The sequence below is a fragment of the Actinotalea fermentans genome (assembly GCF_007991475.1).
In the GTDB taxonomy this organism is placed as follows: domain Bacteria; phylum Actinomycetota; class Actinomycetes; order Actinomycetales; family Cellulomonadaceae; genus Actinotalea; species Actinotalea fermentans.
The window spans coordinates 525,243-549,434 of the sequence record NZ_BJYK01000001.1 but is presented as its reverse complement, the minus strand read 5'-3'; the positions used below and the strand labels follow the sequence as shown (position 1 = coordinate 549,434).

Annotated in this window: 22 protein-coding genes and 1 pseudogene; 15 read left to right on the top strand and 8 right to left on the bottom strand. The window is 75.2% G+C overall.

The features are described 5' to 3' along the window. Positions 1-82: 82 nt before the first annotated feature. The 3 genes from AFE02nite_RS02580 to AFE02nite_RS02570 all read right to left on the bottom strand — a co-directional run bounded on the left by AFE02nite_RS02580 (position 83) and on the right by AFE02nite_RS02570 (position 5,210). On the bottom strand, positions 83-1,285 hold the full coding sequence (locus AFE02nite_RS02580; protein ID WP_034248833.1) for a ThiF family adenylyltransferase: 1,203 nt from the start codon (positions 1,283-1,285) through the stop codon (positions 83-85). Further along, positions 1,282-2,499, bottom strand: coding sequence for a putative sulfate/molybdate transporter (locus tag AFE02nite_RS02575; RefSeq protein WP_034248835.1), 1,218 nt, complete (start codon positions 2,497-2,499; stop codon positions 1,282-1,284). Before AFE02nite_RS02575 ends, AFE02nite_RS02580 begins: the two co-directional genes overlap by 4 nt. Before the next feature lie 77 nt (positions 2,500-2,576). Beyond that, positions 2,577-5,210 (bottom strand): multicopper oxidase domain-containing protein, encoded by a 2,634-nt coding sequence (locus AFE02nite_RS02570; RefSeq protein WP_146819017.1) that lies wholly within the window; start codon positions 5,208-5,210, stop codon positions 2,577-2,579. A gap of 119 nt (positions 5,211-5,329) precedes the next feature. Here AFE02nite_RS02570 and AFE02nite_RS02565 point away from each other — a divergent pair, with 119 nt between their 5' ends. Then, complete coding sequence (locus tag AFE02nite_RS02565) at positions 5,330-5,923, top strand: DUF1349 domain-containing protein (protein WP_034249081.1); 594 nt, start codon at positions 5,330-5,332, stop codon at positions 5,921-5,923. Continuing rightward, a complete protein-coding gene (locus AFE02nite_RS02560; protein WP_146819015.1) occupies positions 5,923-6,741 on the top strand; it encodes an SDR family NAD(P)-dependent oxidoreductase in 819 nt (272 codons plus the stop codon). Before AFE02nite_RS02565 ends, AFE02nite_RS02560 begins: the two co-directional genes overlap by 1 nt. A 4-nt stretch (positions 6,742-6,745) precedes the next feature. Here AFE02nite_RS02560 and AFE02nite_RS02555 read toward each other — a convergent pair whose 3' ends face one another. The 3 genes from AFE02nite_RS02555 to AFE02nite_RS02545 form a co-directional block, all read right to left on the bottom strand. Next, positions 6,746-7,180: a DUF6098 family protein gene (locus AFE02nite_RS02555; RefSeq protein ID WP_261765388.1), complete on the bottom strand. Its 435-nt coding sequence runs from the start codon at positions 7,178-7,180 to the stop codon at positions 6,746-6,748. Between the two features lie 67 nt (positions 7,181-7,247). Next, on the bottom strand, positions 7,248-7,547 hold the full coding sequence (locus tag AFE02nite_RS02550; protein ID WP_034249079.1) for a hypothetical protein: 300 nt from the start codon (positions 7,545-7,547) through the stop codon (positions 7,248-7,250). Positions 7,548-7,583: 36 nt separating this feature from the next. Further along, complete coding sequence (locus AFE02nite_RS02545; RefSeq protein ID WP_146819014.1) at positions 7,584-8,402, bottom strand: UbiA family prenyltransferase; 819 nt, start codon at positions 8,400-8,402, stop codon at positions 7,584-7,586. On the opposite strand from AFE02nite_RS02545, the pseudogene AFE02nite_RS17905 reads away from it, so the two are divergent. From AFE02nite_RS17905 to AFE02nite_RS02530, 3 genes and pseudogenes are all read left to right on the top strand, one after another. Further along, positions 8,401-9,054, top strand: a pseudogene (locus AFE02nite_RS17905) (hypothetical protein); the annotation flags it as partial. The gene AFE02nite_RS02545 and the pseudogene AFE02nite_RS17905 sit on opposite strands and share 2 nt — an antisense overlap. Positions 9,055-9,567: 513 nt before the next feature. Continuing rightward, positions 9,568-10,098, top strand: a complete 531-nt coding sequence (locus tag AFE02nite_RS02535) for an isoprenylcysteine carboxyl methyltransferase family protein (RefSeq protein WP_407643079.1) — start codon at positions 9,568-9,570, stop codon at positions 10,096-10,098. Next, positions 10,095-11,129: an FAD-dependent monooxygenase gene (locus tag AFE02nite_RS02530; protein ID WP_034244704.1), complete on the top strand. Its 1,035-nt coding sequence runs from the start codon at positions 10,095-10,097 to the stop codon at positions 11,127-11,129. Before AFE02nite_RS02535 ends, AFE02nite_RS02530 begins: the two co-directional genes overlap by 4 nt. A 57-nt stretch (positions 11,130-11,186) precedes the next feature. Here the strand turns inward: AFE02nite_RS02530 and AFE02nite_RS17255 are convergent, their stop codons facing one another. Further along, positions 11,187-11,363 (bottom strand): hypothetical protein, encoded by a 177-nt coding sequence (locus AFE02nite_RS17255; protein WP_186814451.1) that lies wholly within the window; start codon positions 11,361-11,363, stop codon positions 11,187-11,189. A 191-nt stretch (positions 11,364-11,554) separates the two neighbouring features. On the opposite strand from AFE02nite_RS17255, the gene sqr reads away from it, so the two are divergent. The 8 genes from sqr (at position 11,555) to AFE02nite_RS02490 (ending at position 21,854) form a co-directional block, all read left to right on the top strand. Continuing rightward, a complete protein-coding gene (sqr, locus tag AFE02nite_RS02525; protein ID WP_052113544.1) occupies positions 11,555-12,835 on the top strand; it encodes a type III sulfide quinone reductase, selenoprotein subtype in 1,281 nt (426 codons plus the stop codon). A 40-nt stretch (positions 12,836-12,875) separates the two neighbouring features. Continuing rightward, positions 12,876-13,190 (top strand): TusE/DsrC/DsvC family sulfur relay protein, encoded by a 315-nt coding sequence (locus tag AFE02nite_RS02520; RefSeq protein WP_034244707.1) that lies wholly within the window; start codon positions 12,876-12,878, stop codon positions 13,188-13,190. Between the two features lie 60 nt (positions 13,191-13,250). After that, the gene (locus AFE02nite_RS02515; RefSeq protein ID WP_034244709.1) at positions 13,251-13,769 is read left to right on the top strand and encodes a DsrE/DsrF/DrsH-like family protein; all 519 of its coding nucleotides are present in this window, start codon (positions 13,251-13,253) and stop codon (positions 13,767-13,769) included. Positions 13,770-13,972: 203 nt separating this feature from the next. After that, positions 13,973-14,431, top strand: a complete 459-nt coding sequence (locus AFE02nite_RS02510; RefSeq protein ID WP_034244710.1) for a rhodanese-like domain-containing protein — start codon at positions 13,973-13,975, stop codon at positions 14,429-14,431. An 86-nt stretch (positions 14,432-14,517) separates the two neighbouring features. Continuing rightward, positions 14,518-16,644: a glycogen debranching protein GlgX gene (glgX, locus tag AFE02nite_RS02505; protein ID WP_034244711.1), complete on the top strand. Its 2,127-nt coding sequence runs from the start codon at positions 14,518-14,520 to the stop codon at positions 16,642-16,644. Beyond that, positions 16,641-19,172 carry a malto-oligosyltrehalose synthase gene (gene treY, locus AFE02nite_RS02500; RefSeq protein WP_034244713.1) on the top strand — a complete coding sequence of 844 codons (2,532 nt, stop codon included), beginning with the start codon at positions 16,641-16,643 and terminating at the stop codon, positions 19,170-19,172. The genes glgX and treY overlap by 4 nt, the downstream gene beginning before the upstream one ends. Then, a complete protein-coding gene (treZ, locus tag AFE02nite_RS02495; protein ID WP_034244716.1) occupies positions 19,169-20,968 on the top strand; it encodes a malto-oligosyltrehalose trehalohydrolase in 1,800 nt (599 codons plus the stop codon). Before treY ends, treZ begins: the two co-directional genes overlap by 4 nt. Position 20,969: 1 nt before the next feature. After that, positions 20,970-21,854: a PPK2 family polyphosphate kinase gene (locus AFE02nite_RS02490; RefSeq protein ID WP_052113545.1), complete on the top strand. Its 885-nt coding sequence runs from the start codon at positions 20,970-20,972 to the stop codon at positions 21,852-21,854. Here the strand turns inward: AFE02nite_RS02490 and zapE are convergent. After that, complete coding sequence (zapE, locus tag AFE02nite_RS02485) at positions 21,827-22,849, bottom strand: cell division protein ZapE (RefSeq protein WP_052113546.1); 1,023 nt, start codon at positions 22,847-22,849, stop codon at positions 21,827-21,829. The two genes, AFE02nite_RS02490 and zapE, sit on opposite strands and share 28 nt — an antisense overlap. A gap of 38 nt (positions 22,850-22,887) precedes the next feature. On the opposite strand from zapE, the gene AFE02nite_RS02480 reads away from it, so the two are divergent. Together AFE02nite_RS02480 and AFE02nite_RS02475 are read left to right on the top strand one after the other, a co-directional pair. Further along, entirely contained in the window at positions 22,888-23,646 is a 759-nt protein-coding gene (locus tag AFE02nite_RS02480) for a dihydrofolate reductase family protein (protein WP_034244717.1), read from the top strand. Between the two features lie 34 nt (positions 23,647-23,680). Further along, a complete protein-coding gene (locus AFE02nite_RS02475; RefSeq protein WP_034244719.1) occupies positions 23,681-24,178 on the top strand; it encodes a hypothetical protein in 498 nt (165 codons plus the stop codon). Positions 24,179-24,192 lie beyond the last annotated feature (14 nt).

Here is a 24,192-nt window from a genome sequence, read left to right as displayed (position 1 = left end):
TCCCCCGGTCGACCGGCCCGATCATGGCACGGCCCGGTGACCGCCTCCCGTGCGATCTCCGGGACAAACCTCCGTCGCCCGGCTAGTACCGCGGCAGGGACGGGTCCACGTCGCCGGCCCAGGCCAGGACTCCGCCGACGAGGTTCGCGACGTCGTAGCCGACGCCGGCGAGGTAACGCGCGGCGGTCGCGGAGCGCGCGCCGCTGCGGCAGTAGACGACCACCGGACGGTCGGCCGGCACCTCGCCCACGCGCGCGGGCAGCTCGCCGAGCGGGATCGGCAGGTCGTCGTCGGCGATCGTGACGATCGCGCGCTCGGCGGGCTCGCGGACGTCGAGCAGGGTGACGGCGTCAGCGGCGAGCAGGCCGACGAGCTCGCGTGGCGTCACCTCCCCGGGCTCGCGTGGGGTGGGAGCGCCGTCGGCGGGACGGACGGGGGCGGGGGGCTGGTCGCCGGACACCACCGCAGTATCACCCGACCCGGCGACCGTCCGCCCGATCGCCGCCGCGCGCAGCGGGACCTCCCGCCAGGTACCGGCCAGGGCGTCGAGCACCGCGAGCCGCCCGAGCAGGGGCCGACCGGTGCCGGTGACGAGCTTGATCGCCTCCGTCGCCATGAGCGACCCCACCTGCCCGCACAGCGCCCCGAGCACGCCCGCCGCCGCGCACGACGGCACGGCGCCCTCGGGTGGCGGCTCCGGGAACACGTCCCGCAGCTGCACCGGCGCGACCGGCCAGGCCGCGGGCGGGCGCCCCCAGAACACCGAGACCTGCGCGTCGAAGCGCAGCACGGACCCCCAGACCTCGGGCAGGCCCAGTCGCACGCACGCGTCGTTGACCAGGTAGCGGGTCGGGAAGTTGTCGGCGCCGTCGACGACGAGGTCGTAGCCGGCGAGCAGGTCCGCGTTCGCCTCCGTGAGCCGCACCCGGTGCTCGACCACCTCCACTCCCGGGTCGATGGCGCGCACGGCGTCGGCCGCGCTGTCCACCTTGGGCCGGCCGACGTCGGCGTGCCCGTGCACCACCTGGCGCTGCAGGTTGGTGACGTCCACGACGTCGTCGTCGATGATCCCCAGGCGCCCGACGCCTGCGGCCGCCAGGTACTGCAGCACCGGCGCACCGAGCCCGCCCGCACCGACGACCGCCACGCGGGCGGCCCGCAGCCTGCGCTGGCCCTCGTCCCCGATCTGGGGCAGCAGCAGGTGCCGCGAGTAGCGCGCACGCTCGGCGGCCGTCAGCGGCGGCCCCGGCGCCACCAGCGGGGGCACCGTCTTCTGCGGCGTCACCGACGCCCTCCCCTCTGTCGCCCCGCCAGCTGCCGCACTGCCAGCTGCCGCCCCGTCAGCTGCCGCACCGTCAGGTGCGCCGCGAGTCCGACGAGCATCCCGAGCGCCAGGTTCACCACGACCCCGAGCACCCCGACGACGACCACCACGGACCACGCGGCCCACCCGCGCACGTCGCGCAGCAGCCGGGCGTGCGCGACGGCCCCCACGACCAGGAGAGCCGCGAGGACCGGCACGGGGAACGCACCGAGGACGCCGGCCAGGCCCCGTCCGGCGACCAGCGCCAGCAGCACGAGCGCCCCGCCGATGAGCGCCGGTGCCCGCCACGTGCGCGCACCCGCGGCGTGGTGCGCGCTGAGCCCGCCGGCCCCGTGGCACACCGGCATGCCCCCGATGCCGCCCGCGACGAGGTTCGCGGCTCCCAGGCTGAGCGCGAGCCTGCTCGGCGTGACGCGGGCCGCGCGGTCACCGAAGTACTGGCGCGCGGCGTCCGCGGGCGCCAGGCACGAGTTCGCGAAGGTCAACGGCAGCTGGGGCAGGACGAGGAGGACGGCCGCCGAGGCGAACGCCGCCGCGTCCGGCATCGCAGGCGTCAGCGCGGAGGGACCGGGCGCGACGTCGGGCGCCGCGAGCACCACGGCCACCGCGAGACCGAGCGCGACGACGACGAGCGCGAGCACCGGCCAGCGGAGCAGGAGGACGGCGAGGGCCACCGCCAGCACCGCGGCGACGGCGACGCCGGGCTGCCGGACGAACGCCGCGGACGGGTCGACGACCAGCCCCCAGGCGATCTTCGCGAACGTGAGCGCCACCGCGAGCTGCACACCGCGGACGACGGCCTGCGGGAACGCGCGCGCCACCCGGTCGAGCCAGCCCGTCGCGCCGAGGACGACGAAGACGGCGCCCATGAGCAGCGCGCCCGCCGCGATGACGTCCGCCCCCGCGCCGACGGCGATCGCGACGGCCCCGAACGCCTTGAGCGGCTGCACGGCGACCGGCAGGCGGTACAGGGCTGCGACGGCAAGGTAGGCGAGCCCAGCCGGCAGGAGCACCGCCGTCGGCGCGAGCCCGTTCGAGACGATGAGCGCGACCGCGATCGGCACCAGCACGCCGAGGTCCGCGACCGAGCCGGAGGCCTCGCGCCACCAGGACCACGACGGCGCGTCCGTGCGGGCCGTGTGTGCGGCCGTGGCGGTCCCCGGGGCGCCGGTCACGCGCTCAGGTTAACCACGGCCGCCGCTGGGCACCGGCCGTGGGTCCGTGACAACCCGTCGCACGACGGCGCGGACCGTCAGCGCGCGTCCAGCAGGCCGTGGGCGCCACGCTCGGCGTCGACCATGACGTGCGAGACGAACGGGTACTGCCCCGGCTCGGGCAGCACGAGCTCGACGAAGCCGCCCTCCGCGGGCTGCAGCGCGAGCGCCTGGGCCCCGCCGGTCGTCGGCGCCGCGCCCGGCCCGCCGAGCAGCCACGCGCCCTCGCGGAACACCGTCTCGAACTGCCCGCCCACGACGTGGAACGAGGTCGCGCGGTTCGGTCCGGCGTCGAGCACCCAGATCCGCACGCGCTCGCCCACGCGCACCGGCAGCGGCGCGTGGTCGTACTGCGCGGCGTACCCGTTGAACGCGACCGCGTCGGGCGTCTCGTCGGCCACCGCCCGCTCGTCCGCCGTGCCGCCCTGCGGGCCGAGGTAGAGCTCAGACTGCACCAGGAGGTACTCGCGGTCCACGGGCGGCAGGTCCGGCGGGTCGATGACGACGGCGCCGAACATCCCGTTCGCGATGTGCAGCGACATCGGCATGGTCGAGCAGTGGTACATCCAGATGCCCGACCGGGTCGCCGTGAACGTGTACGTGAGCTCCTCACCGGGCTCGATCGTGCGCATCGGCCCGGCCGGTGCGAGGGCGCCGGCGTGGAAGTCGATCGAGTGGCCGATCGTGCCGTCGTTGACCAGCGTGACCTCGAACCGGTCACCTACGCGCCCGCGCAGCACCGGACCGGGGGCGGTGCCGCCGAACGTCCAGACCGTCTGCCGGACGCCGGGCGCGACCTCGCGCTCGACCTCGGTCACCTCGAGCCGCACGCGGTGCACCGCGGCGTCCGGAGCAGGCGGCAGCGCGGCGTCGTACGCCTCGAAACCCAGGCCCGGATCGGCCATGAGGTCCAGGTCCTCCGCCGCCGAGGGCGCGGCTGCCGGGTCCTGGTGGCCGCCGTCGTGCCCCGGGGCCGGGCCCGTCCCGGCGGTCTCCGCGCCCGCGACCTCGACCCGGAACGTCATGCCCATCTGCCGGTGCCCGGTCACCGAGCACCACCCGTCCAGCGCCCGCCCGACGACCTCGACCTCCAGCCGTCCGGTCCCGCCCGGCGCGACGCGGCCCGACGACGCGCCGGAGTCCAGCACCAGGTCGTGCGCCACGTCGTCGGCGTTCGCCAGCACCACGACCAGGCGATCGCCGGACTCGACCGTGACCGAGGCCGGCTCGAACCGCATGTCGCGGGCGACGACCTCCACCTCGACCACCCGCCCGGTCGCGGCGACGCCGGCGTCGGCGGCTGCACCGAGCCCTGCGGCGGCCGGGTCGGCCGCGACGGCGCCGGCGACCGCCACAGCGAGGGCCACCCCACCCGCCAGCGCCGACCGGCGGTGCCGCCGGCGCGGCGCCTCCAGGCCTCCCGGCACGGCCACGGGGAGCCCGCGGGTACCGGAGGCCTCCGCGCTGCGTCGGGCACGCCGGGCGACGACGGCGGCGCGCACCAGCAGGGCGGGCGTCGCCGCCAGTGCCACCAGGGCGAGCATCGACGCCGCGACCCGGACCAGGCTGGGCGCGGGCAGCACGAAGAGCAGCAGCCCGCCGTTGGCGAGCACCAGCCGGGCGCCCGCGCCGCGGTCGACGACGTCGCGCGCGGCCCGCACCGCACCGGGTCCCCCGCCCAGCGCCATCGGGCCGAGATGGGCGAGCGAGCCGAGCAGCACCTGGCCGGTGAACCCGACCGCGAGCGGCGCGACGAGCGCCCCGGTGCGTCCCTGGAGCGTGGCCCACGTGGGGCTGGTGGCGGCCACGGCGGCCCACACGCCGACGGCGCCGGCGAGCCACGCCAGCCCCGCCCCGACCGACCAGGGGGCGAACCCTTCGGGTGGGCGCCGCCGGACCTGCGCGACGTGCGGGCGCCAGGCGACGACGAGGCCGACGACGTAACCCGCCAGGCCCGCCACGAGCAGCCACCGCCATCCGATCCCCGTCCCTGCCACCTGGACCGCCAGCGAGCCGGCGAGCACGACCAGGCCGCGGCGCCCGGCGCGCTCGGCGGCGTCGTCGAGCTGGACCCGCAGCATGGTGGGCCAGAGGGTGACGAGCGTGCCCACCACGGCCAGGCCGACCCAGCCGAGCAGCATCGACGCCACGTGCCCGACGTACGCCCGCCCGGCGAGCTCGCCACCCGCGCTCACGAGCAGGCGCCCCAGGAAGGCGCCCACGGGCAGCGCGAGCGCGGACGCGACGAAGGCCCACGTGGTCCACGACAGGCGCCCGCCCAGGCCCCCGCGCAGCGCACCGACCAGGGCCGCCGCATGCCACAGGACGGTTCCCGCGACGATCGCGGCCCCGGCCGTCACGGCGGCGCCGACGGTCGTCACCAGGCCGGTCACGACCGCCACCGCGCCGAGGGTGTGCAGGGCCAGGCGCACGGCCTGCTGCCGCGTCCCGCCCGGCAGCGGACGCCGCCCCAGCGCCTGGGCGAAGTGGGCGGTCCAGATGAGCAGTGCGGTACTGGCCGCGCCGAGGAGCAGCAGGTGCGTCATCAGCCACGACGCTGCCGGGATCCACCGATGGCCGACGGCCACGACTACCGCGAGCCCGAGCCAGGCGACCACGAGGGCGTTGGTCCGGACGAGCCACCGGGCGCGGCCGCCCGGCGCCGACCTCACGCCCCCTGCGTCTATTTGCACACCGGCCACCGTAGAAACCCGTGCCGCAGGAGACCGGGACGAACGTCCCGACGGCCGCGCGCACCGCCGCGCGGGGCCGCTGAGCCTAGGGTGACCGCATGACCTCCCTGACGCCCGTCCCCTGGTCCACGGGCCGCTGGACCGTCCCTCCGGCCGCCTCCTCGACCTCCGGTGACGACCTGCTCCTCACGCCCGCAGCGCGCAGCGACGCCTGGCGCGAGACCTCCTACGGCTTCACCCGCGACGACGCCCCCGCCCTCGTCGCCGACCTCGCGACGCCGGGCGCCGTCGAGGTCACCTTCACCGTCGACCTCAGCGTCGAGTTCGACCAGGCCGGCCTCCTGGTCCGCGCCGACGATCGGACATGGATCAAGGCGGGCGTGGAGCTGTCCGACGGCGTCCCGCAGCTCGGCGCCGTCGTCACCCTCGGGAAGTCCGACTGGTCCGTGCGGCCGGTGCCGGAGTGGTCCGGTCGACGCGTCACGCTGCGCGCCAGCCGCGCCGGGGACGCCGTCACGATCCGCGCGCGCGTGGACGACGAACCGTTCGCACTGGTCCGCCTGGCACCGTTCCCCCCCGACGCGGCCGCCGTCGCCGGGCCGTACGCCTGCTCGCCGACGCGCGAGGAGCCGGGCCTGACCGTGCGCTTCCACGAGTGGCGCACCGGCCCGGCGGACGCGACGCTGCACTGATGGACCAGGCGGACCCGGCGGAGCGGATCGAGCCGATCGCCGACGGGCACGCGGACCCCGGTGCCGACACCGGCGCCGTCGTCGTCACGGGCGCCGGCCGCGGCATCGGGCGGGCCATCGCCGAGCGCCTGGTCGCGGACGGGGCGCACGTGGTCGTCGTGGACGTCGAGGCGCCGGCGTGGTGCACCGGCGACGCCCGGGTGACGGCGGTCGTCGGGGACGCGGCCGATGCCGGAACGGCCGAGGCCGCCGCCGCGGCGGCCCGAGCCCACGGAGGGCTGCGCGGGTGGGTCAACAACGCCGCGGTCTTCTGGGACGCCCCGCTCACCGACGCACCGCGCGTGCTCGACGCCGTCATGGCAAACCTGGCTCCCGTCGTCGTGGGGTGCGCGACGGCCGTCGCGGAGCTGCGCCGGGCCGGCAGGGGTGGCGCCATCGTCAACGTCTCCTCGCACCAGGCGCAGCGCGCCGTCCGCGGCGCGGGTGCCTACGCCACGGCCAAGGCGGCGATCGAGGGGCTGACCAGGGCCGTCGCGGTCGATCACGGCCGGGACGGGATCCGGTGCACGGCCGTCGCCCTCGGCTCGGTGACCACGCAGCGGTACGAGCGGTACCTCGACGGGCTCGCGGGACCGGAGCGCAGCCTGGTCACCGCGGAGATGGCGCGCCTGCACCCGCTCGGGCGGGTCGGCACGCCCGAGGAGGTCGCCGACGTCGTCGCCTTCCTCCTGTCGGCGCGGGCTGCCTTCGTCAGCGGAGCCGTGCTGCCCGTCGACGGCGGTCGCGCCGCCCAGGGCCTCGACCCCGAGGAACGCTGACGGGTCAGACCCGGCCGGGGTCGAAGACAGCGGCGTAGACGCGCTCCGCCTCGTCGAGGACGCCGCTCGCCAGGCGCGCCACGGCGCGGAACTCCCGCACCAGCGGCTCGCTGTCCGGCCCGCGTCCGACGACGTCGCCCGTGAGCACCCACCCGAACCGCTCGCCACCACCGAGGTGCGCGTACTGGCAGAGCTGCCGCGCCAGCCAGTGCTCGGCGGGCCGGTCCCACCAGGGCTCGGGCGTCAGCGGGTTCACGGACAGCCCCGGGAGCGTGCACCCGCTCTCCTTGTCGACGCTCGTCCCGGCCGCGTCGGCCTCGGGCCCGCCGCTGAACCGCACGTACGCCGGTGCGCCGAGCAGGCCGAGCAGCTCGGCGAGCTCGCGGAGCGAGCCGATCGCCACCATCCCGCCGTCCCGCGCCACCAGCCACCCCCTCACGGATCGCGAGCCGACAGCATCACGCGGACCCGCCCCGCCGCGAGCCGGACGCTGCGGGCCGCCCCGGTCAGGCGGTCAGCGCGCGCAGCGCGGTCACGTCGCCGACCTGCGTGGAGCGGGCGACCGCCCGGGCGAGGCCGGGGAGCGTGGTGATGAGGTGGTCGCGGCTGATGAGCACCGTCCCGCGGCGGGGGTCGCCGGGGTCGTCGGCGACCCGGTCGGGCCGCAGCTCCGCCCAGAAGCTCTCCAGCGCCGGGTCGTAGCCCCAGGTCGACGGCGACCAGCCGGGCAGCGCCAGGCTCCGCTCGAAGCGCTCGGCGCGCCGCCGGGCAGGAGCGGCGGACTTCGGGAGCGGCCGCTGCGTCATGACCCCATCGTCGCCCCGACCACCGACACGCACCGGTCAGGCGAGCCGCCCGCCGGCGGTCGCCAGGAGGCCCACGGCGACCGCGGCCACGCCCATGCTCAGCGCGAACGGCGCGCGGCTCGCCGGCCGCGTGAGGGCGACGACTCCCGCAGCCAGGGCGAGTGCGCCCGCCACCGCCGCGCACGCGAGGACCACCGCCGACCGGCCCGGCAGCCCGGCGACCACCACGCCGGCGCCCCCCGCGAGCAGGACGGGCGCCAGCACGGAGGATGCGCGGCGACCCAGCCGGTGCGGGAGCCCGCGGACGCCCGTGGCGGCGTCGTCCTCGAGGTCGGGGAGCACGTTCGCCAGGTGCGCGCCCACGCCGAGCAGAGCGCCCGTGGCGACCAGGGCCGGCGGCGGTGTGCCCCCGGCCGCCGTGACGAGGAACGCCGGCAGCAGCCCGAAAGACACCGCGTAGGGCACCCACGACGCGGCGGTGCGCTTCAGCCCGAGGTTGTACGCCCACGCCGAGCCGACCGCGAGGACGTGCAGGCTCCCGGGGAGCAGCCCGGTGGCCCACGACGCCGCGGCGCACACCACCGCCGCACCGACGGCGGCGGCCCGCACGGCGCGCACCGACACCGCGCCCGTGACCACCGGCTTGTCGCGCCGCGCGACCGCCCGGTCGCGCGCCGCGTCGAGCCAGTCGTTGGACAGCCCGACGGAGAGCTGCCCGGCGAGCACCGCAGCGCCCACGAGGACCGCCGTCCCCACGGGGGCGCCGGCACCGACCGCGAGGACCACGGCGAGGGCCGTCACCACCGCGGTGGGCGCGGGATGGCTCGCGGCGACGACCCCGACGACGAGCCGCATGCCCCTCCCTCGCCCGGTCCGGGCGGCGCCGCTCGCGCCGCGCGTGCCTCCACGCATTTTGTACGGCCGCGACCGTGCCCGATTCGTCACATCGTGTCAGACTCGGCCGATGGCACGGATCCTCGCCGTCGCACCCGTGCTCGGGCCTCACGCCTACCCGCAGGCCGAGATCACCGCCGCCATCGCCCCGCTCCTGGCCGACGACCCGACGCGACGGGCGCTCATGGAGCGCCTGCACGCCTCCGCCGGCGTCACGACACGACACCTCGCCCTGCCCCTGGACGCGTACGCGCACCTGACGTCCTTCGAGGCCGCGAACGACGTGTTCGTGCAGGTCGGCGGCGACCTCGCGGAGGCCGCGAGCCGGGCCGCCCTCGCCGCGGCGGGCCTGTCCCCCGCCGACGTCGACTACGTCTTCTTCACCTCCGTGACCGGGGTCTCGGCGCCCTCGCTCGACGCGCTGCTCGCGACGCGGCTCGGGCTGCGTCCCGACGTGCGGCGCCTGCCGTCCTTCGGCCTGGGCTGCGCAGGCGGGGCCGCGGCGCTCGGGCACGTGCGCGACCACGTGCTCGCCCACCCCACGCACGTCGCGCTCCTCGTCAGCGTGGAGCTGTGCTCGCTGACCGTCCAGCACGGCGACGACTCCACCGCCAACCTCGTCGCGAGCGGCCTCTTCGGGGACGGGGGCGCCGCCCTCGTGATGGTCGGCGCCGCCCATCCCGCCGCGGCGGGCGCCGGCCCGCAGGTCGTGGACGCCGCGACCCGGCTCTACGCCGGTACCGCGGACCAGCTCGGCTGGCGGGTCGGCGGCAGCGGCTTCCGCATCGTGCTCGCACCCGGCCTGCCCGGCGTGATCGAGCAGAACCTGGCCGACGACGTCCGCGCCCTGCTCGAGCCGCACGACCTCAAGCCGCGACGTCGGCACCTGGGTGGTGCACGCCGGCGGTCCGCGGATCGTCGACGCGGTGCGCGACGCCCTCGACCTCGACGAGGCTGCCGTCGCTCCCACGCGCGACGTGCTCGCCCGCACGGGCAACCTGTCGTCGGCCTCCGTGCTGCACGTGCTGGCGCGTGCGATGGACCGCCCGCCGGAGCCCGGCACCTGGGGCGTCGCCCTGGCCTTCGGCCCGGGCGTGGGCGCCGAGCTCGCGCTCCTGAGGTGGGACTGACGGTGCTCACGCTCTTCGTCGTCGTCCTCGCCGCCACCGCGCTCGAGCGGCTCGTCGAGCTCGTGCTGTCGGCCCGCCACGCGCGCTGGGCCTTCGACCGGGGCGGCGTCGAGCGAGGGCGCGGGCACTTCCCGGCGATGGTCGTGCTGCACACCGCACTGCTCGTCGCCCCCGTCGTCGAGGTCGTCGTGGCGGACCGGCCCTTCCTGCCGTGGCTGGGCTGGCCCGCGCTGGCCCTCGTGGTCGCCGCACAAGGACTGCGCTGGTGGTGCATCGCGACCCTGGGGCCCCAGTGGAACACCCGGGTGATCGTCGTCGCCGGCGCGCCACTGGTCGCGCGCGGTCCGTACGCCCGGCTCGCGCACCCCAACTACGTGGCCGTCGCACTGGAAGGGCTCGCCCTTCCGCTCGTGCACACCGCTTGGGTGACCGCGGTCGCGTTCACGCTGCTCAACGCCGTGCTGCTGCTGGGCTTCCGGATCCCGGCCGAGGAGCGCGCCCTGGCGGACCTCGCCCCCGCCCGATGACGCCGCCGGTGACCGACACCGACGTGCTCGTCGTGGGCGGCGGGCCGGTCGGGCTCGCCACCGCGATCGAGGCGCGACTGGCCGGACGGGAGGTCGTCGTCGTCGAACCGCGCACCGGGCCCGTGGACAAGGCCTGCGGCGAAGGGCTCATGCCCGGGACGCTGCGCGCGCTGCAGCGGCTCGGCGTCGACCCGGCCGGCTGGGACCTGCGGGGCATCAGCTACCGCACCGTGGGTGGGCGCCACGTCGACCACGCGTTCCGGACGGGCGCCGGCCGCGGTGTGCGGCGGACGTCGCTGCACGCCGCGCTCGGCGCGCGGGCGGACGCGCTCGGCGTCACGCGCGTGACCGGCCGGGTCACCACGGTCGAGCAGGACGCCGAGGCCGTCACCGCAGCCGGTGTGCGCGCCCGGTGGCTGCTCGCCGCCGACGGCCTGCACTCGACCGTGCGACGCCTGGTCGGCCTGGAGCGCCCGACGCCGACCCGCCGACGCCGTTTCGGGCTCCGCCGGCACGTCCCGCTCGCGCCGTGGACGGACCTGGTCGAGGTGCACTGGGCGCCGGGCGCCGAGGCGTACGTGACGCCGGTGGGACCCGACCTCGTCGGGGTTGCGGTGCTCGGCCCACCGCACACCGACTGGGACGCGGCCGTGGCGGCACTGCCGCGGCTGGCCGAGCGACTCGGGGGGCTCCGGCCCGTCGGGCCGACCCTGGGCGCCGGCCCGCTGCGCCAGCTCACCACGGCGCGCACGCGCGGACGCGTCGCGCTCGTCGGGGACGCGTCGGGCTACGTCGACGCGCTCACGGGCGAGGGGCTGCGCGTCGGTCTGGCCCAGGCGCGCGCCGCCGTCGCGACGCTCGGGGACGCGGGCGCCTACGAGCGCGCATGGCGAGCCGTCACGCGCGACTACCGTCTGCTCACGACGGGGCTCGTCACCTGGGCAGCATCGCCGGCCCGGGGAGCGATCGTGCCGGTCGCCCGGCGCGCCCCCTGGCTGTACGGCGCGGTGGTGGAGCGACTGGCGCACTGAGATGGCGACGGCGGCCGGCGCGCGACCGGTGCTGCAGGTCGGGCCGGCCGCGCCGCGTCAGCCCTCACGCGGGTTGAGCATGTCCGGGTCGGCGTCGGGGTCGCCGGCGTCCTCTCCGGCGTCCGGGATCGCCGCCGCGCCCGTGCGGGGCGACAGGGACTCCGGGTCGGCGTCCTGGTCGGCGGCTGGGTCGTAGCCCTCGGTCGACGGGGTGGTCTCCGGGTTCTCGGTCATCGGCTCACGCTCGCACCGCGGGCGCGGAACCGCATCCGGGGCGTCGTCACCCCACTGGCACATACCCCCCGGGGCATGTGACCTTGGTCCCTGTCGCCATACCCCCCCGGGTACCTAGCGTGAATCTCGGGACGGCACCGCCGCCCGTGCCCGGTCGCCCGGGCACACCTCCGCTTGGTGGAGCGTGAGAGATGAGACGTCTCGTCGTCATCGGCGCCGGTACCGCCGGCACCATGGTCGTCAACAAGCTGCGCCCGAAGCTGCCCGCCGACGAGTGGAGCATCACCGTCGTCGACCCGGCCGGCGTGCACTACTACCAGCCGGGGTTCCTCTTCCTGCCGTTCGGGATCTACTCCGACCGGCAGGTGAGCAAGCCGCTCGCGCCGCGCCTGCGCAAGGGGGTGGACCTCGTGCGGGCGGCCGTCGACCGCGTCGACGCGGCCACCCGCACCGTGCACCTCGAGTCGGGCGACGAGCTGGCCTACGACTACCTCGTCATCGCGTCGGGCACGACGCCGCGCCCCGCCGAGACCCCCGGCCTCGCCGAGGCGCTCGGCGGCAAGGTGCACGAGTTCTTCACGTACGCCGGCGCCGGCGCCCTGGCCGCCGAGCTCGCCGCGTTCGGCGGCGGCCGCGTCGTCGTGCACGTCGCCGAGATGCCGATCAAGTGCCCGGTCGCGCCGCTGGAGTTCGTCTTCCTCGCCGACGCGTACTTCACGAAGCGCGGCATCCGCGACAAGGTCGAGCTCACGTACGTGACGCCGCTGCCCGGCGCGTTCACCAAGCCGATCTCGGCCGCCTACCTCGGCGACATGCTCACCGAGCGCGCGATCGCCCTCGAGCCGGACTTCGTCGTCGAGAGCGTCGACGGCGACGAGCAGGTCCTCCGGTCCTTCGACGAGCGCGAGATCGGCTACGACCTGCTCGTCACCATCCCGGTGAACATGGGCGCGGACTTCGTGGGCCGCTCGGGGCTCGGCGACGAGCTCAACTACGTCCCCGTCGACAAGCACACGCTGCTGTCCAAGGCGGACGACCGGATCTTCGCGATCGGCGACGCCAGCGACGCGCCCGCGTCGAAGGCCGGCTCGGTCGCGCACTTCTCCGTGGACGCGTTCGTGCCCAACTTCCTCGCGCACGTGGCGGGCAAGGCCATGCCGGAGAAGTTCGACGGCCACGCCAACTGCTTCATCGAGAGCGGCCACGGCAAGGCGCTGCTCATCGACTTCAACTACGACACGGAGCCGCTGCCCGGCACCTACCCGCTGCCCGGCGTCGGGCCGATGCGGCTGCTGCGCGAGAGCCGCCTGAACCACTGGGGCAAGCTCGCGTTCCGCCACCTGTACTGGCACATGCTCCTGCCCGGCCGGCGCCTGCCGGTCTCCGCCCACATGTCCATGGCCGGCAAGAAGCGACCGCCGGCCCCGCCGGCCAAGCCCGCCTCCGACATCCGCATCCCCGCCGACTTCTGACTCCCCCGGCCGCCAGACGGCCCCTTCGAGAGGACCCACCATGCCTGTCACCACCATCGCCGGCCGCGACGTCCACGTCGACGACGAGGGCTTCCTCACCGACCCGAGCGAGTGGGACCGCGAGCTCGCGGCTGCCCTCGCCGAGGCCATCGGCATCGAGATGACCGCCGAGCACTGGAAGATCGTCGAGTTCCTGCGCGCCGACTTCGCCACCGAGGGCGAGACCGCGACGACCCGCCGCGTCCAGGCCGTCGGCGGCTTCCCGGTCAAGCAGCAGTTCGAGCTCTTCCCCAAGAAGCCGGCCAAGAAGATGGCCTACATCGCCGGCCTGCCCAAGCCCCGCGGCTGCGTCTGACGCCCCGGCCACCCGCCACCACCGGACGCACGGACCCGCCACCAGCAGGAAGGACCTGACATGACCCCCATCGTGCCCAGCTTCGACGACGAGGCCGGCGAAGGCCGCAAGCTCGCGATCATCTGCTCCAAGGGCAACCTCGACATGGCCTACCCGGCGCTCGTGCTCGGCAACGCGGCGCTCGGCGAGGGCATCGAGGTGCACCTGTTCTTCACCTTCTGGGGCTTCGACATGATCGCCAAGAAGCGCATGCACGACCTGAAGTTCTCCCCGGTCGGGAACACCGCCATGCACATGCCCATCGGCGACGTCCGCGTCCCGCAGGCGCTCGCGCCGGTGCCCGGCATGCAGGCCATGGCCACGTCGATGATGAAGAAGCAGATCGCGGACCTCGGCATCCCCGAGGTGCCGGAGTTCCTGGACCAGATCGTCGCCGCGGGCGGCCACCTGTGGGCCTGCCGGATGAGCGCCGACATGAACAAGTTCACCGACTCCGACTTGCGCGACGACGTCGAGGGCATCATCAGCGCCACCGACTTCATCGAGATGACCGAGGGCGCGCAGCTGCTGTTCATCTGAGCGACCCGGACGTCGCACCTCGGCCGCGCCACGGCGGCCGACCCCAGCCGGCCGGGATCTGCCGCAGCCACCACTGCGGCGGATCCCGGCCCCACCCATGTCGCAAGGCCCACCGTGATCGCCACCGCGCTGCGATCATGGTCTGGCGTTGGCGGGCCACCGTACGATGCGAGCCATATACCCCGGGGGGTATGCTTCCACCCATGAAGAAGACGACGATCGCCGGTCTCGGCCTGGCGACCCTCCTCGCGCTCGCCGCCTGCAGCAACGACACCGAGGGGACCTCCGGCGCCTCGGCTGCGACCCCCGGCACGGACCCGGTGGCCTGCGTCCAGGCCGCCGAGTGCACCACCCTCGCCCCCGCGGAGTTCGCCGACCTCGCCGCGGCCGACGGCGTCGTGCTGCTCGACGTGCGCACACCCCAGGAGTTCGCCGAGGGACACCTCGACGGCGCCGTGAACCTCGACGTCTCGGCCGCCGACTTCACCACCCGGCTCGCCGACCTCGACCCCGAGGCCACCTACGCCGTCTACTGCCGGTCCGGCAACCGGTCGCAGACCGCCCTCGGGCTCATGTCCCAGGCGGGGATCGACGGCGCGGCCGACCTCGCCGGCGGCATCGGGGCCTGGGTGGGCGCCGGACTCCCGGTGACCACGGACTGACCGGCACCCGAAGGGCTCGGACGGTCCGTCACACGGACCGCCCCCACCCGGGGCGGTTTCGTCCGCATCCTGGCAGGCTGGGGGGCATGCGGATCTGGCCAGGCCACGCCTACCCCCTCGGTGCCACCTTCGACGGCAGCGGCACCAACTTCGCGCTCTTCTCGGAGGTGGCGGACCGGGTCGAGCTGTGCCTCCTCGACGAGGACGGCACCGAGACACGCGTCGACCTCCCCGAGACCGACGGCTTCATCTGGCACGGCTACCTGCCCGACGTCCAGCCAGGTCAGCGGTACGGCTTCCGGGTGCACGGGCCGTACGACCCCGCGCACGGCCACCGGTGCAACCCGGCCAAGCTCCTGCTCGACCCGTACGCCAAGGCCATCGACGGCCAGATCGACGGCCACCGCTCGCTGTTCTCCTACGACTTCGCCGACCCGGAGAAGCTGAACACCGAGGACTCGGCCGGGCACACGATGGTGTCCGTCGTCGTGAACCCGTTCTTCGACTGGGGCCACGACCGCCCGCCGACCCGCGGCTACGCGGACTCCGTCATCTACGAGGCCCACGTGAAGGGGCTCACGCAGCGGCACCCGGGCGTCCCCGAGGACCTGCGCGGCACCTACGCCGCGCTCGGCCACCCGGCGATCGTGGACCACCTCACCGACCTCGGCGTCACGGCGATCGAGCTCATGCCCGTGCACCAGTTCGTCCACGACCCGCACCTGCAGACCAAGGGCCTGTCGAACTACTGGGGCTACAACACGATCGGCTTCTTCGCCCCCCACAACGGCTACTCCCGCGCCGCGAACCCGGGCCAGCAGGTCCAGGAGTTCAAGCAGATGGTCAAGACCCTGCACGAGGCGGACATCGAGGTCATCCTCGACGTGGTCTACAACCACACCGCCGAGGGCAACCACCTGGGCCCCACGCTCTGCTTCCGCGGCATCGACAACGCTGCCTACTACCGCCTCGTCGACGAGGACCAGGCGCACTACTTCGACACGACGGGCACCGGTAACTCCCTCCTCATGCGGCACCCCCACGTGCTCCAGCTGCTCATGGACTCGCTGCGGTACTGGGTGACGGAGATGCACGTCGACGGCTTCCGGTTCGACCTCGCCGCGACCCTCGCGCGTCAGTTCCACGAGGTCGACCGCCTGTCGGCGTTCTTCGACCTGGTGCAGCAGGACCCGGTCGTCAGCCAGGTCAAGCTCATCGCCGAGCCGTGGGACGTCGGCGAGGGCGGCTACCAGGTGGGTGGTTTCCCCCCGCAGTGGACCGAGTGGAACGGCAAGTACCGCGACACCGTGCGCGACTTCTGGCGCGGGGAGCCGGCGACGCTCGCGGAGTTCGCGAGCCGCCTGACCGGCTCGTCGGACCTGTACGAGCACACCGCGCGCAAGCCAAACGCCTCGATCAACTTCGTCACCGCGCACGACGGCTTCACCCTCGCCGACCTCGTCTCCTACAACGAGAAGCACAACGAGGCGAACGGCGAGGGCAACAACGACGGCGAGAGCCACAACCGGTCGTGGAACTGCGGCGTCGAGGGCCCCACGGACGACGAGGGCATCGCGGCCCTGCGCCGCCGGCAGCAGCGCAACTTCCTCGCGACCCTTCTCCTGTCGCAGGGCGTGCCGATGCTCGCGCACGGCGACGAGCTGGGCCGCACGCAGCAGGGCAACAACAACGGCTACTGCCAGGACAACGAGCTGACCTGGGTCGACTGGGACCTCGACGAGCACCGCGAGGCGCTGCTCGAGTTCACGCGCACGCTGGTGCACCTGCGCCGCGACCACCCCGTGCTGCGGCGCCGCCGCTTCTTCGCCGGCAGCGCCGACCACGGTGGCGAGTCCGACCTCGGCGACATCGCGTGGTTCGCCACGGACGGCGAGCACATGACGGACGCCGACTGGCGCGAGTCGTACGTGAAGGCCGTGACCGTCTTCCTCAACGGGGAGGCGATCACCGAGCCGGACCCGCGGGGCGAGACCGTCATCGACGACAGCTTCCTCGTCATGTACAACGCGGCACCGAACACCGTCATCATCACGGTGCCGCCCGCCGACTTCGGCGCGAGCTGGACGTGCGTCCTCGACACCGACCACACGCTCGAGCCGGGCACCGTCGTCAAGGCCGGCGACTCCCTGGAGATCACCGGCCGCAGCACGCTCGTGCTCAGCCGCCCGCCGACATCCGCGGCCACCGCATGACGCTCGAGGCCCGGACCAGCCCCACCCGGCGCCGACCCGGCGCCGACCGCCCGGTGCCCGTCTCGACGTACCGCCTGCAGCTCACCGAGGCCTTCACCTTCGACGACGCCGCAGCGCAGGTCCCCTACCTGGCTCGGCTCGGCGTCACGCACCTCTACCTGTCGCCGATCCTGCGGGCGGCTCCGGGCTCCACGCACGGCTACGACGTCGTCGACCACGACGAGATCTCCCCCGCCCTGGGCGGTCGCGCGGGGTTCGAGCGGCTCGCCGCCGCCGCCCGGGCCGCCGGGCTCGGCCTGGTGGTCGACGTCGTCCCGAACCACATGGCCGTGCCGACGCCGGTCTGGCACAACCGGGCGCTGTGGTCGGTGCTCGCGCACGGGCCCGACTCGCCCTACGCCTCGTGGTTCGACGTCGACTGGACGGCGGGCGAGGGCGCGCTGCTCATGCCGGTCCTCGGCAGCCGCGTGGGCACCGTGCTCGCCGCGGGCGAGCTCTCCCTCGAGACGACCGACATCCCCGGGCTGGACGGGCCGCAGACCGTGCTGCGGTACTTCGACCACGTGTTCCCCGTCCGTCCCGGGACCGAGCACCTGCCGCTCGCCGAGCTCGTCGAGCGCCAGCACTACCGCCTCGCCTACTGGCGGGTGGCCAACGAGGAGCTGAACTACCGGCGGTTCTTCGACGTGGGCACCCTCGCGGCCGTGCGGGTGGAGGACCCCGCCGTCTTCGACGCCACGCACGCGCTCCTGACGAACCTGGTCCGGTCGGGTGCGGTCGACGGCCTGCGCATCGACCACCCCGACGGCCTCGCGGACCCCCGCGGGTACCTCGACCGGCTCGCCGCCGCGACCGACGACGCGTGGGTCGTCGTGGAGAAGATCCTCGCCCCCGCGGAGGAACTCCCCGACGAGTGGGCCACGGCCGGCACCACGGGCTACGACGCGGCGTGGCGGGTGAACCAGGTGTTCGTGGACCCGGGCGGGGCCGGCGAGCTCGGCGCCGTCATGCACCGCCTGACCGGCGATGCCCCGGACGCGCTCCCCGGGCTCGTCGACGAGGCCAAGCGCGAGATCGTCACCGGCCCGCTGTACGCGGAGGTGGACCGGCTCGCGGAGCTCGCCGCCGACATCTGCCGGGACGACGTCCGGCTGCGCGACCACACACGGCGCTCGCTGCACGACTGCCTCGTCGAGCTCCTCGTCGCCGCCGACCGCTACCGGTACTACGTGGTTCCCGGGGAGCCGCCGACGCCGGACGCGGCGGTCGCGTTCGCCGAGTGCGTCGCGCGGGCACGGGGCCGGCTTGAGGGTGACCGCCTCGACACTCTCGACCTGCTCGCCGACCTGCTGATGGGCCGCGAGTCGGGGTCTGCGGGCCGCACCCGCGAGACACGCCGCGACGCGCTCATGGTCCGCTTCCAGCAGACGTGCGGGGCCGTGATGGCCAAGGGTGTCGAGGACACGGCGTTCTACCGCTGGACCCACCTGGTCGCCCTGACCGAGGTCGGCGGCGCGCCGGAGCGCTTCGCGATCAGCCCCGACGAGCTCCACGCGTGGGCGGGCCGCGCGCAGCACCGGGCACCGGTGGCGATGACCGGCCTGTCCACGCACGACACCAAGCGCTCGGAGGACGTCCGGGCGCGGCTCGGGGTCCTGTCAGAGCTCCCCACGGAGTGGACGGACCTGGTCGAGCGCGTGCGCGCGGCCACCGCAGAGCGCCGCGGCGCGCTCGTCGACGGCCGCACGGAGAACCTGCTGTGGCAGACGGTCGCCGGGACCTGGACCGCGGACGGTCCGCTCGCGCCCGACCGGCTCGGCGACTACCTCGTCAAGGCGATGCGCGAGGCCAAGCAGCACACGGGGTGGACCTCGGTGGACGAGGCCTACGAGGCCGCGGTGCTCGACCTCGCCCGCGGCGCGCTCGAGGACCCCGCGGTCGTGGACGCGTTCGAGGGCTGGGTGCGCGCGTCGGCGCCGGGCGTCCGCGCCGCCACCCTCGGCACGAAGCTCGTCCAGCTCACGCTGCCGGGCGTCGCCGACGTGTACCAGGGCACGGAGGTGCCCGCCGTGGCCCTGGTGGACCCGGACAACCGGCGCGCCGTGGACTTCGCGCGCCTCGCCCGTACGCTCGACCGGCTCGAGACGGAGAGCCCGCGCGACCTCCGCGAGGAGAAGCTGGTGGTGACGTCACGCGCGCTCCGGGTGCGGCGCGCGCACGCTGCCGCGTTCGTCGGCCCGCAGGCCGGCTACCTGCCGGTGCCGACCTCGACGTCGGCGGCGCTCGCGTTCGCCCGCACGGCGGGCGGCGACCCGGTGACCGTCACGGTCGTCACGCGGCTGGCCCTCGCGCTCGAGCGGCTCGGCGGCTGGGGCGAGCACACCGTCGTCCTGCCCGAGGGCGGATGGCACGACGCGCTCACCGGCCGCGAGGTCATGGGCGGGTCCGTCCGGCTCGCGGACCTCCTCCACGCGCTGCCCGTCGCCCTCCTCGTGCGCGACGGGGCGCCCGCGGTGGAGGCGTCATGACCCTGTGGACCTGGCGGCCCCGCGTCTGGGCACCTGCCGCGCGCGCCGTCGACCTGGTGATGCCGACCACGGACCCGAGCCGGCGCCCGACGGGCCGTCCGCGCGTCATGCCGCTCGAGCGGGCCGAGGACGGGTGGTGGGTGTCGGGACCGCTCACGCTCCCGCACGGCACGGACTACTGGTTCTCCGTCGACGGCGCCGACCCGCGCCCCGACCCGCGCAGCCCCTGGCAGCCGTCGGGCGTGCACGGCCCCAGCCGTACCTTCGACCCGGGCCGGTTCGACTGGACCGACCGCGACTGGCCCGGCCGTGACATCCGCGGCGCCGTGGTGTACGAGCTCCACGTCGGGACCTTCACGCCCGAGGGGACCCTCGACGCCGCCGTCGGGCGCCTCGGGCACCTGGTCGACCTCGGCGTTGACGTCGTCGAGCTCATGCCGGTCGCGGCCTTCCCCGGGACCCACGGGTGGGGGTACGACGGCGTCGCGCTCTACGCGGTGCACGAGGCGTACGGCGGCCCGGCGGCGTTGCAGCGGTTCGTGGACGCGGCGCACGCCCGGGGCCTGGCCGTCTGCCTCGACGTCGTCTACAACCACCTCGGCCCGTCGGGGAACTACCTCGGCCAGTTCGGGCCGTACTTCACGGACCGGCACCACACCCCGTGGGGCGCTGCGGTGAACCTGGACGGGCCGGACGCAGGCCCGGTGCGCGCCTTCCTCGTCGACAACGCCGTGCGGTGGCTGCGTGAGTTCCACGTCGACGCGCTCCGGCTGGACGCCGTGCACGCCCTCGTGGACGACTCCCCTCGCCACCTCCTCGCCGAGCTCGCCGACGCCGTCGCGAGCCTCGCCGACGAGGTCGGGCGTCCGCTCTCGCTCGTCGCGGAGTCCGACCTCAACGACCCGCGCACGGTCACCCCGACCGCCGACGGCGGCTTCGGCATGACCGCGCAGTGGGCCGACGACGTGCACCATGCGGTGCACGCGTTCCTCACCGGCGAGCGGCACGGGTACTACGTCGACTTCGGGACGCCGGAGGTGCTGGCGAAGGCCCTGACCTCGGTGTTCGTGCACGACGGCTGGTGGTCGACCTTCCGCGAGCAGCACTGGGGCGCACCGGTCCCACCCGAGGTGGACGGCCACCGGTTCGTCGTGTTCGCGTCGGACCACGACCAGGTCGGCAACCGGGCGCTCGGCGACCGCCCGTCGGTCCGGCTCGACCAGGGCGGCCTCGCGATGGCGGCGGCCCTCGTCCTCTGCTCGCCATACACGCCCATGGTCTTCATGGGCGAGGAGTGGGGCGCCCGCACGCCGTGGCAGTTCTTCACCGACCACGCCGAGCCCGACCTCGCCGACGCGATCCGCCGGGGCCGCACCGAGGAGTTCGGGGGGCACGGCTGGGCGGACCTGTACGGCGGGACCGTCGAGGTCCCCGACCCGCAGTCGCCGGCGACGGTGGCCGCGAGCCGGCTCGACTGGGACGAGCCCGGCCGGCCCGAGCACGCCCGGCTCCTCGCCTGGTACCGGGACCTCATCGCGCTGCGGCACCGGGAGCCGGACATCGCCTCGGGTGACCGGACGGCCACGGGCGTCGAGCACGGTGAGGGCTGGCTCGTCGCGCGGCGCGGTCGGATCGAGGTCGCGCTCAACCTCTCCGACGAGCCCCGGCGGGTCCGCGTCGGCGGGGATGTCGTCACCGTGCTCGCCGCCTGGGCACCCGTGACCGCCTACGGTGACGAGGTGGAGCTCCCGGCGAGGGCGGTCGCCGTCCTCCGCACGGCGTCGACGAAGGAGTGAGATGGGCCACGACGGCTGGCAGGTGCCCGCGCCACAGGCGTTGCGGGCCGGCCCGGGATTCGACCTCGCCGCGCTGGACCGCGCGTCCACCCCGGGGTGGTCGGGTGACCGCGAGGCCGGTGAGCCGCACGCCGCCGCCCGCGGCGAGCGCCTGGCCGAGCTGCAGGAGCTGCTCTTCGCGCACGGTCGGACCGGCGGGACCCGATCGGTGCTGCTGGTGCTCCAGGGCCTCGACACGGCCGGCAAGGGCGGGATCGTGCGGCACGTCATCGGTGCGGTCGACCCGCAGGGCGTGATGCTGCGGTCCTTCGGCGTGCCCACCGAGGAGGAACGGGCGCACCACTACCTGTGGCGGATCCGCCAGTCGTTGCCGCGCCCGGGCTACCTCGGCGTCTTCGACAGGTCCCACTACGAGGACGTGCTCGTCGTCCGCGTCGCCGGCCTCGTCCCCCCGGAGGTCTGGCAGGCGCGGTACGCCGAGATCAACGCGTTCGAGGAGGAGGTGACGGCGTCGGGCACCGTCGTGGTCAAGGTGGCGCTCGCCATCTCCCCCGACGAGCAGGCGGCACGTCTGCGCGAGCGCCTCGAACGGCCCGACAAGCACTGGAAGTACAACCCCGGCGACCTGGACGTGCGCGCGCAGTGGCCCGCCTACGAGGAGGCCTACCAGGCCGTGCTCGACCGGACGTCGACGGACGTCGCCCCGTGGTACGTCGTGCCGGCCGACCGCAAGTGGTACGCGCGCCTGGCCGTCACGGAGCTCCTGGTCCACGCCCTCGAGGGCCTCGAGCTGTCCTGGCCGCCCAGCGACATCGACCCGGCCGCCGAGCTCGCACGGCTGGACGCCATCCGGATCCCTCAGCCCGGCGGCGCCGCGGCCGACTGAGCCCGGCCCCGCGCGGCCAGCTCCGCCAGGCGCGAGAGCGCACGCAGGTACTTCTTGCGGTACCCGCCGCGCAGCATGGCGTCGGTGAAGAGCTCCTCGGTGCCCCGGCCACCGAGGAGCACCGGCACGTCACGGTCGTAGAGCCGGTCGACGAGGACGACGAGGCGCAGCGCGTCGGCCTGGTCCCCCACGGGCCCGACGCCGGTCAGTCCGAGCATCGCGACGTCCTCGAGAAGGGCGCCGAAGCGCACCGGGTGCACGCGGCGCAGGTGCGCGATCAGCGCACCGAGGTCGTCGCACGCGGCGCCGGGAACCGCTGCCGTGGCCGCCCGCACGTCGTCGTCGGACAGACCGGGCGCCACGCCGGGCGCGCTGCGGTGCCGGTAGTCGGGGCCGTCGATGCGCAGCACGTCGAAGCGCGCGGCCAGGGCCTGGATCTCACGCAGGAAGTCCTCGGCGGCGAACCGGCCCTCGCCGAGCGACTCCGGCAAGGTGTTCGAGGTCGCCACGATCGTCACGCCGGCGTCCGACAGCTCCCGCAGCAGCCGGGACATGAGCACCGTGTCCCCGGGGTCGTCCAGCTCGAACTCGTCGATGCAGATCACGCGTCGCTGCCCGAGCGCCCGGACCGCGGCCCCGAAGCCGAGCGCCCCCACCAGGTGCGTGTACTCCACGAAGGTCCCGTACGCGGCGACGCCCGGCCCGACCTCGCGCGCGAGCGCGGCGAGCAGGTGCGTCTTGCCCACCCCGAACCCACCGTCGAGGTAGAGGGCGGGGGGCGGGGCCGGGCGACGCAGGCGCGGCCGACGGCGCGGGGCGGCGAGGCCGGCGGCGAGCGCCGCCATCCGGTCCCGGGCCTCGGCCTGGCTCGGGTGCTCCGCGTCGGGCACGTAGCCGTCGAAGCGCGCCTCGGCGAAGTGCCGCGGCGGGACGAAGGCGGCCAGCAACCGGTCGGCCGGCACCTGCGGGAACCGGTCGGTGAGGGTGGCCGTCACGCGGGCGAGCCTAAGCCAGACGACGCTACGGTCAGGACATGGCGGACGTACCCACGCTCGAGGTCCTCCTGCCCCCGGGCGCCGAGCCCATCGGTCCCGACGACGCGGCCCGGCTCGACGAGCACTACGGCGAGCCGCGGCTGCCCTGGCTCCGCGCGAACATGATCGCCACGCTCGACGGCGCGGCCACGGGGCCGGACGGACGCTCGGGCTCGATCAACGGTGCCGCCGACCACCGCGTGTTCGAGGCGCTGCGCGCCTGGGCGGACGTCGTCCTCGTCGGCGCCGGGACCGTGCGCGCCGAGGGCTACCGCGCGCCGCGCACGCCGGAGCACCTCCGCGACGCCCGCCTGCGTCGAGGTCAGCCCGACCACCCGCCGCTCGCGGTCGTCACGGGCGGCGGCGACCTGCCCGACGCCGTGCTGCAGGACGACCCGGCGCCGTGGGTCGTGACGACGACGCACGCCCCGGGCCTGAGCCGGCTGCGCCGTCACCTGCCCCGTGGCCGGCTCCTGGTGCACGACGGCGCCGTGGACCTCGAGGCGGTCGTCGACGCGCTCGTGGACGCCGGCCTGCCGCGCATCCTCGTCGAGGGCGGCCCGACGCTCCTGGGTGCGCTGCTGCACGCCAGGCTGCTCGACGAGCTGTGCCTGACCTCGAGCCCGGTGGTCGTGGCCGGGCCCGCACCGCGGCCCGTCGTGGCGCCGGCGTGGCTGACCCCGCCCGTCGACGCCCACCTCGCCGGCCTCCTGCACTGCGACGGGGTGCTGCTCGGCCGGTGGCTGCTGCGAGCATGAGGGGCGCACCGCCGTCGGCCGATACGCTCGACCCGTGAGCGAGATCGTCGTGGTCCTGACCGAGGACGCCCTGACCGAGACCGACGCGGCCCAGATCAGCGGCCTGTACACCGGGCAGGAGCCCCCTCGGGACGTCGTGTTCCACGTGCTCGTGCCGGCGGACACGGAGCAGAACATCCTGGTCTCGCTGGTCGACCACCTGAGCCTCGGCGAGCTCCGCGAGGCGCTCGACGCGGCGCTGGGCCGGGAGCCGGAGCCCGCTGAGGCCCGCAGGGACGCCGCTGACCAGCTGGCCGCGAGCCTGGCCGCGTTCGCCGCGGCCGGGGCGACGGCGGACGGCGTCGTCGTGGCCGACGACCCGCTGCCCGCCCTGCGCGCCGTGGTCGCCGACCGTGAGGTCAGCGAGATCGTCGTGGTGACGCTGCCGCACGCCCTCGAGGACACGTTCCACCGCGACTGGGCCTCCCGGGCGCGCGAGGAGCTGCAGGTGCCGGTGCTGCACCTGTACTCCGGGACCAGCCAGCTCGGCTGAGCCACGGCCGGCCC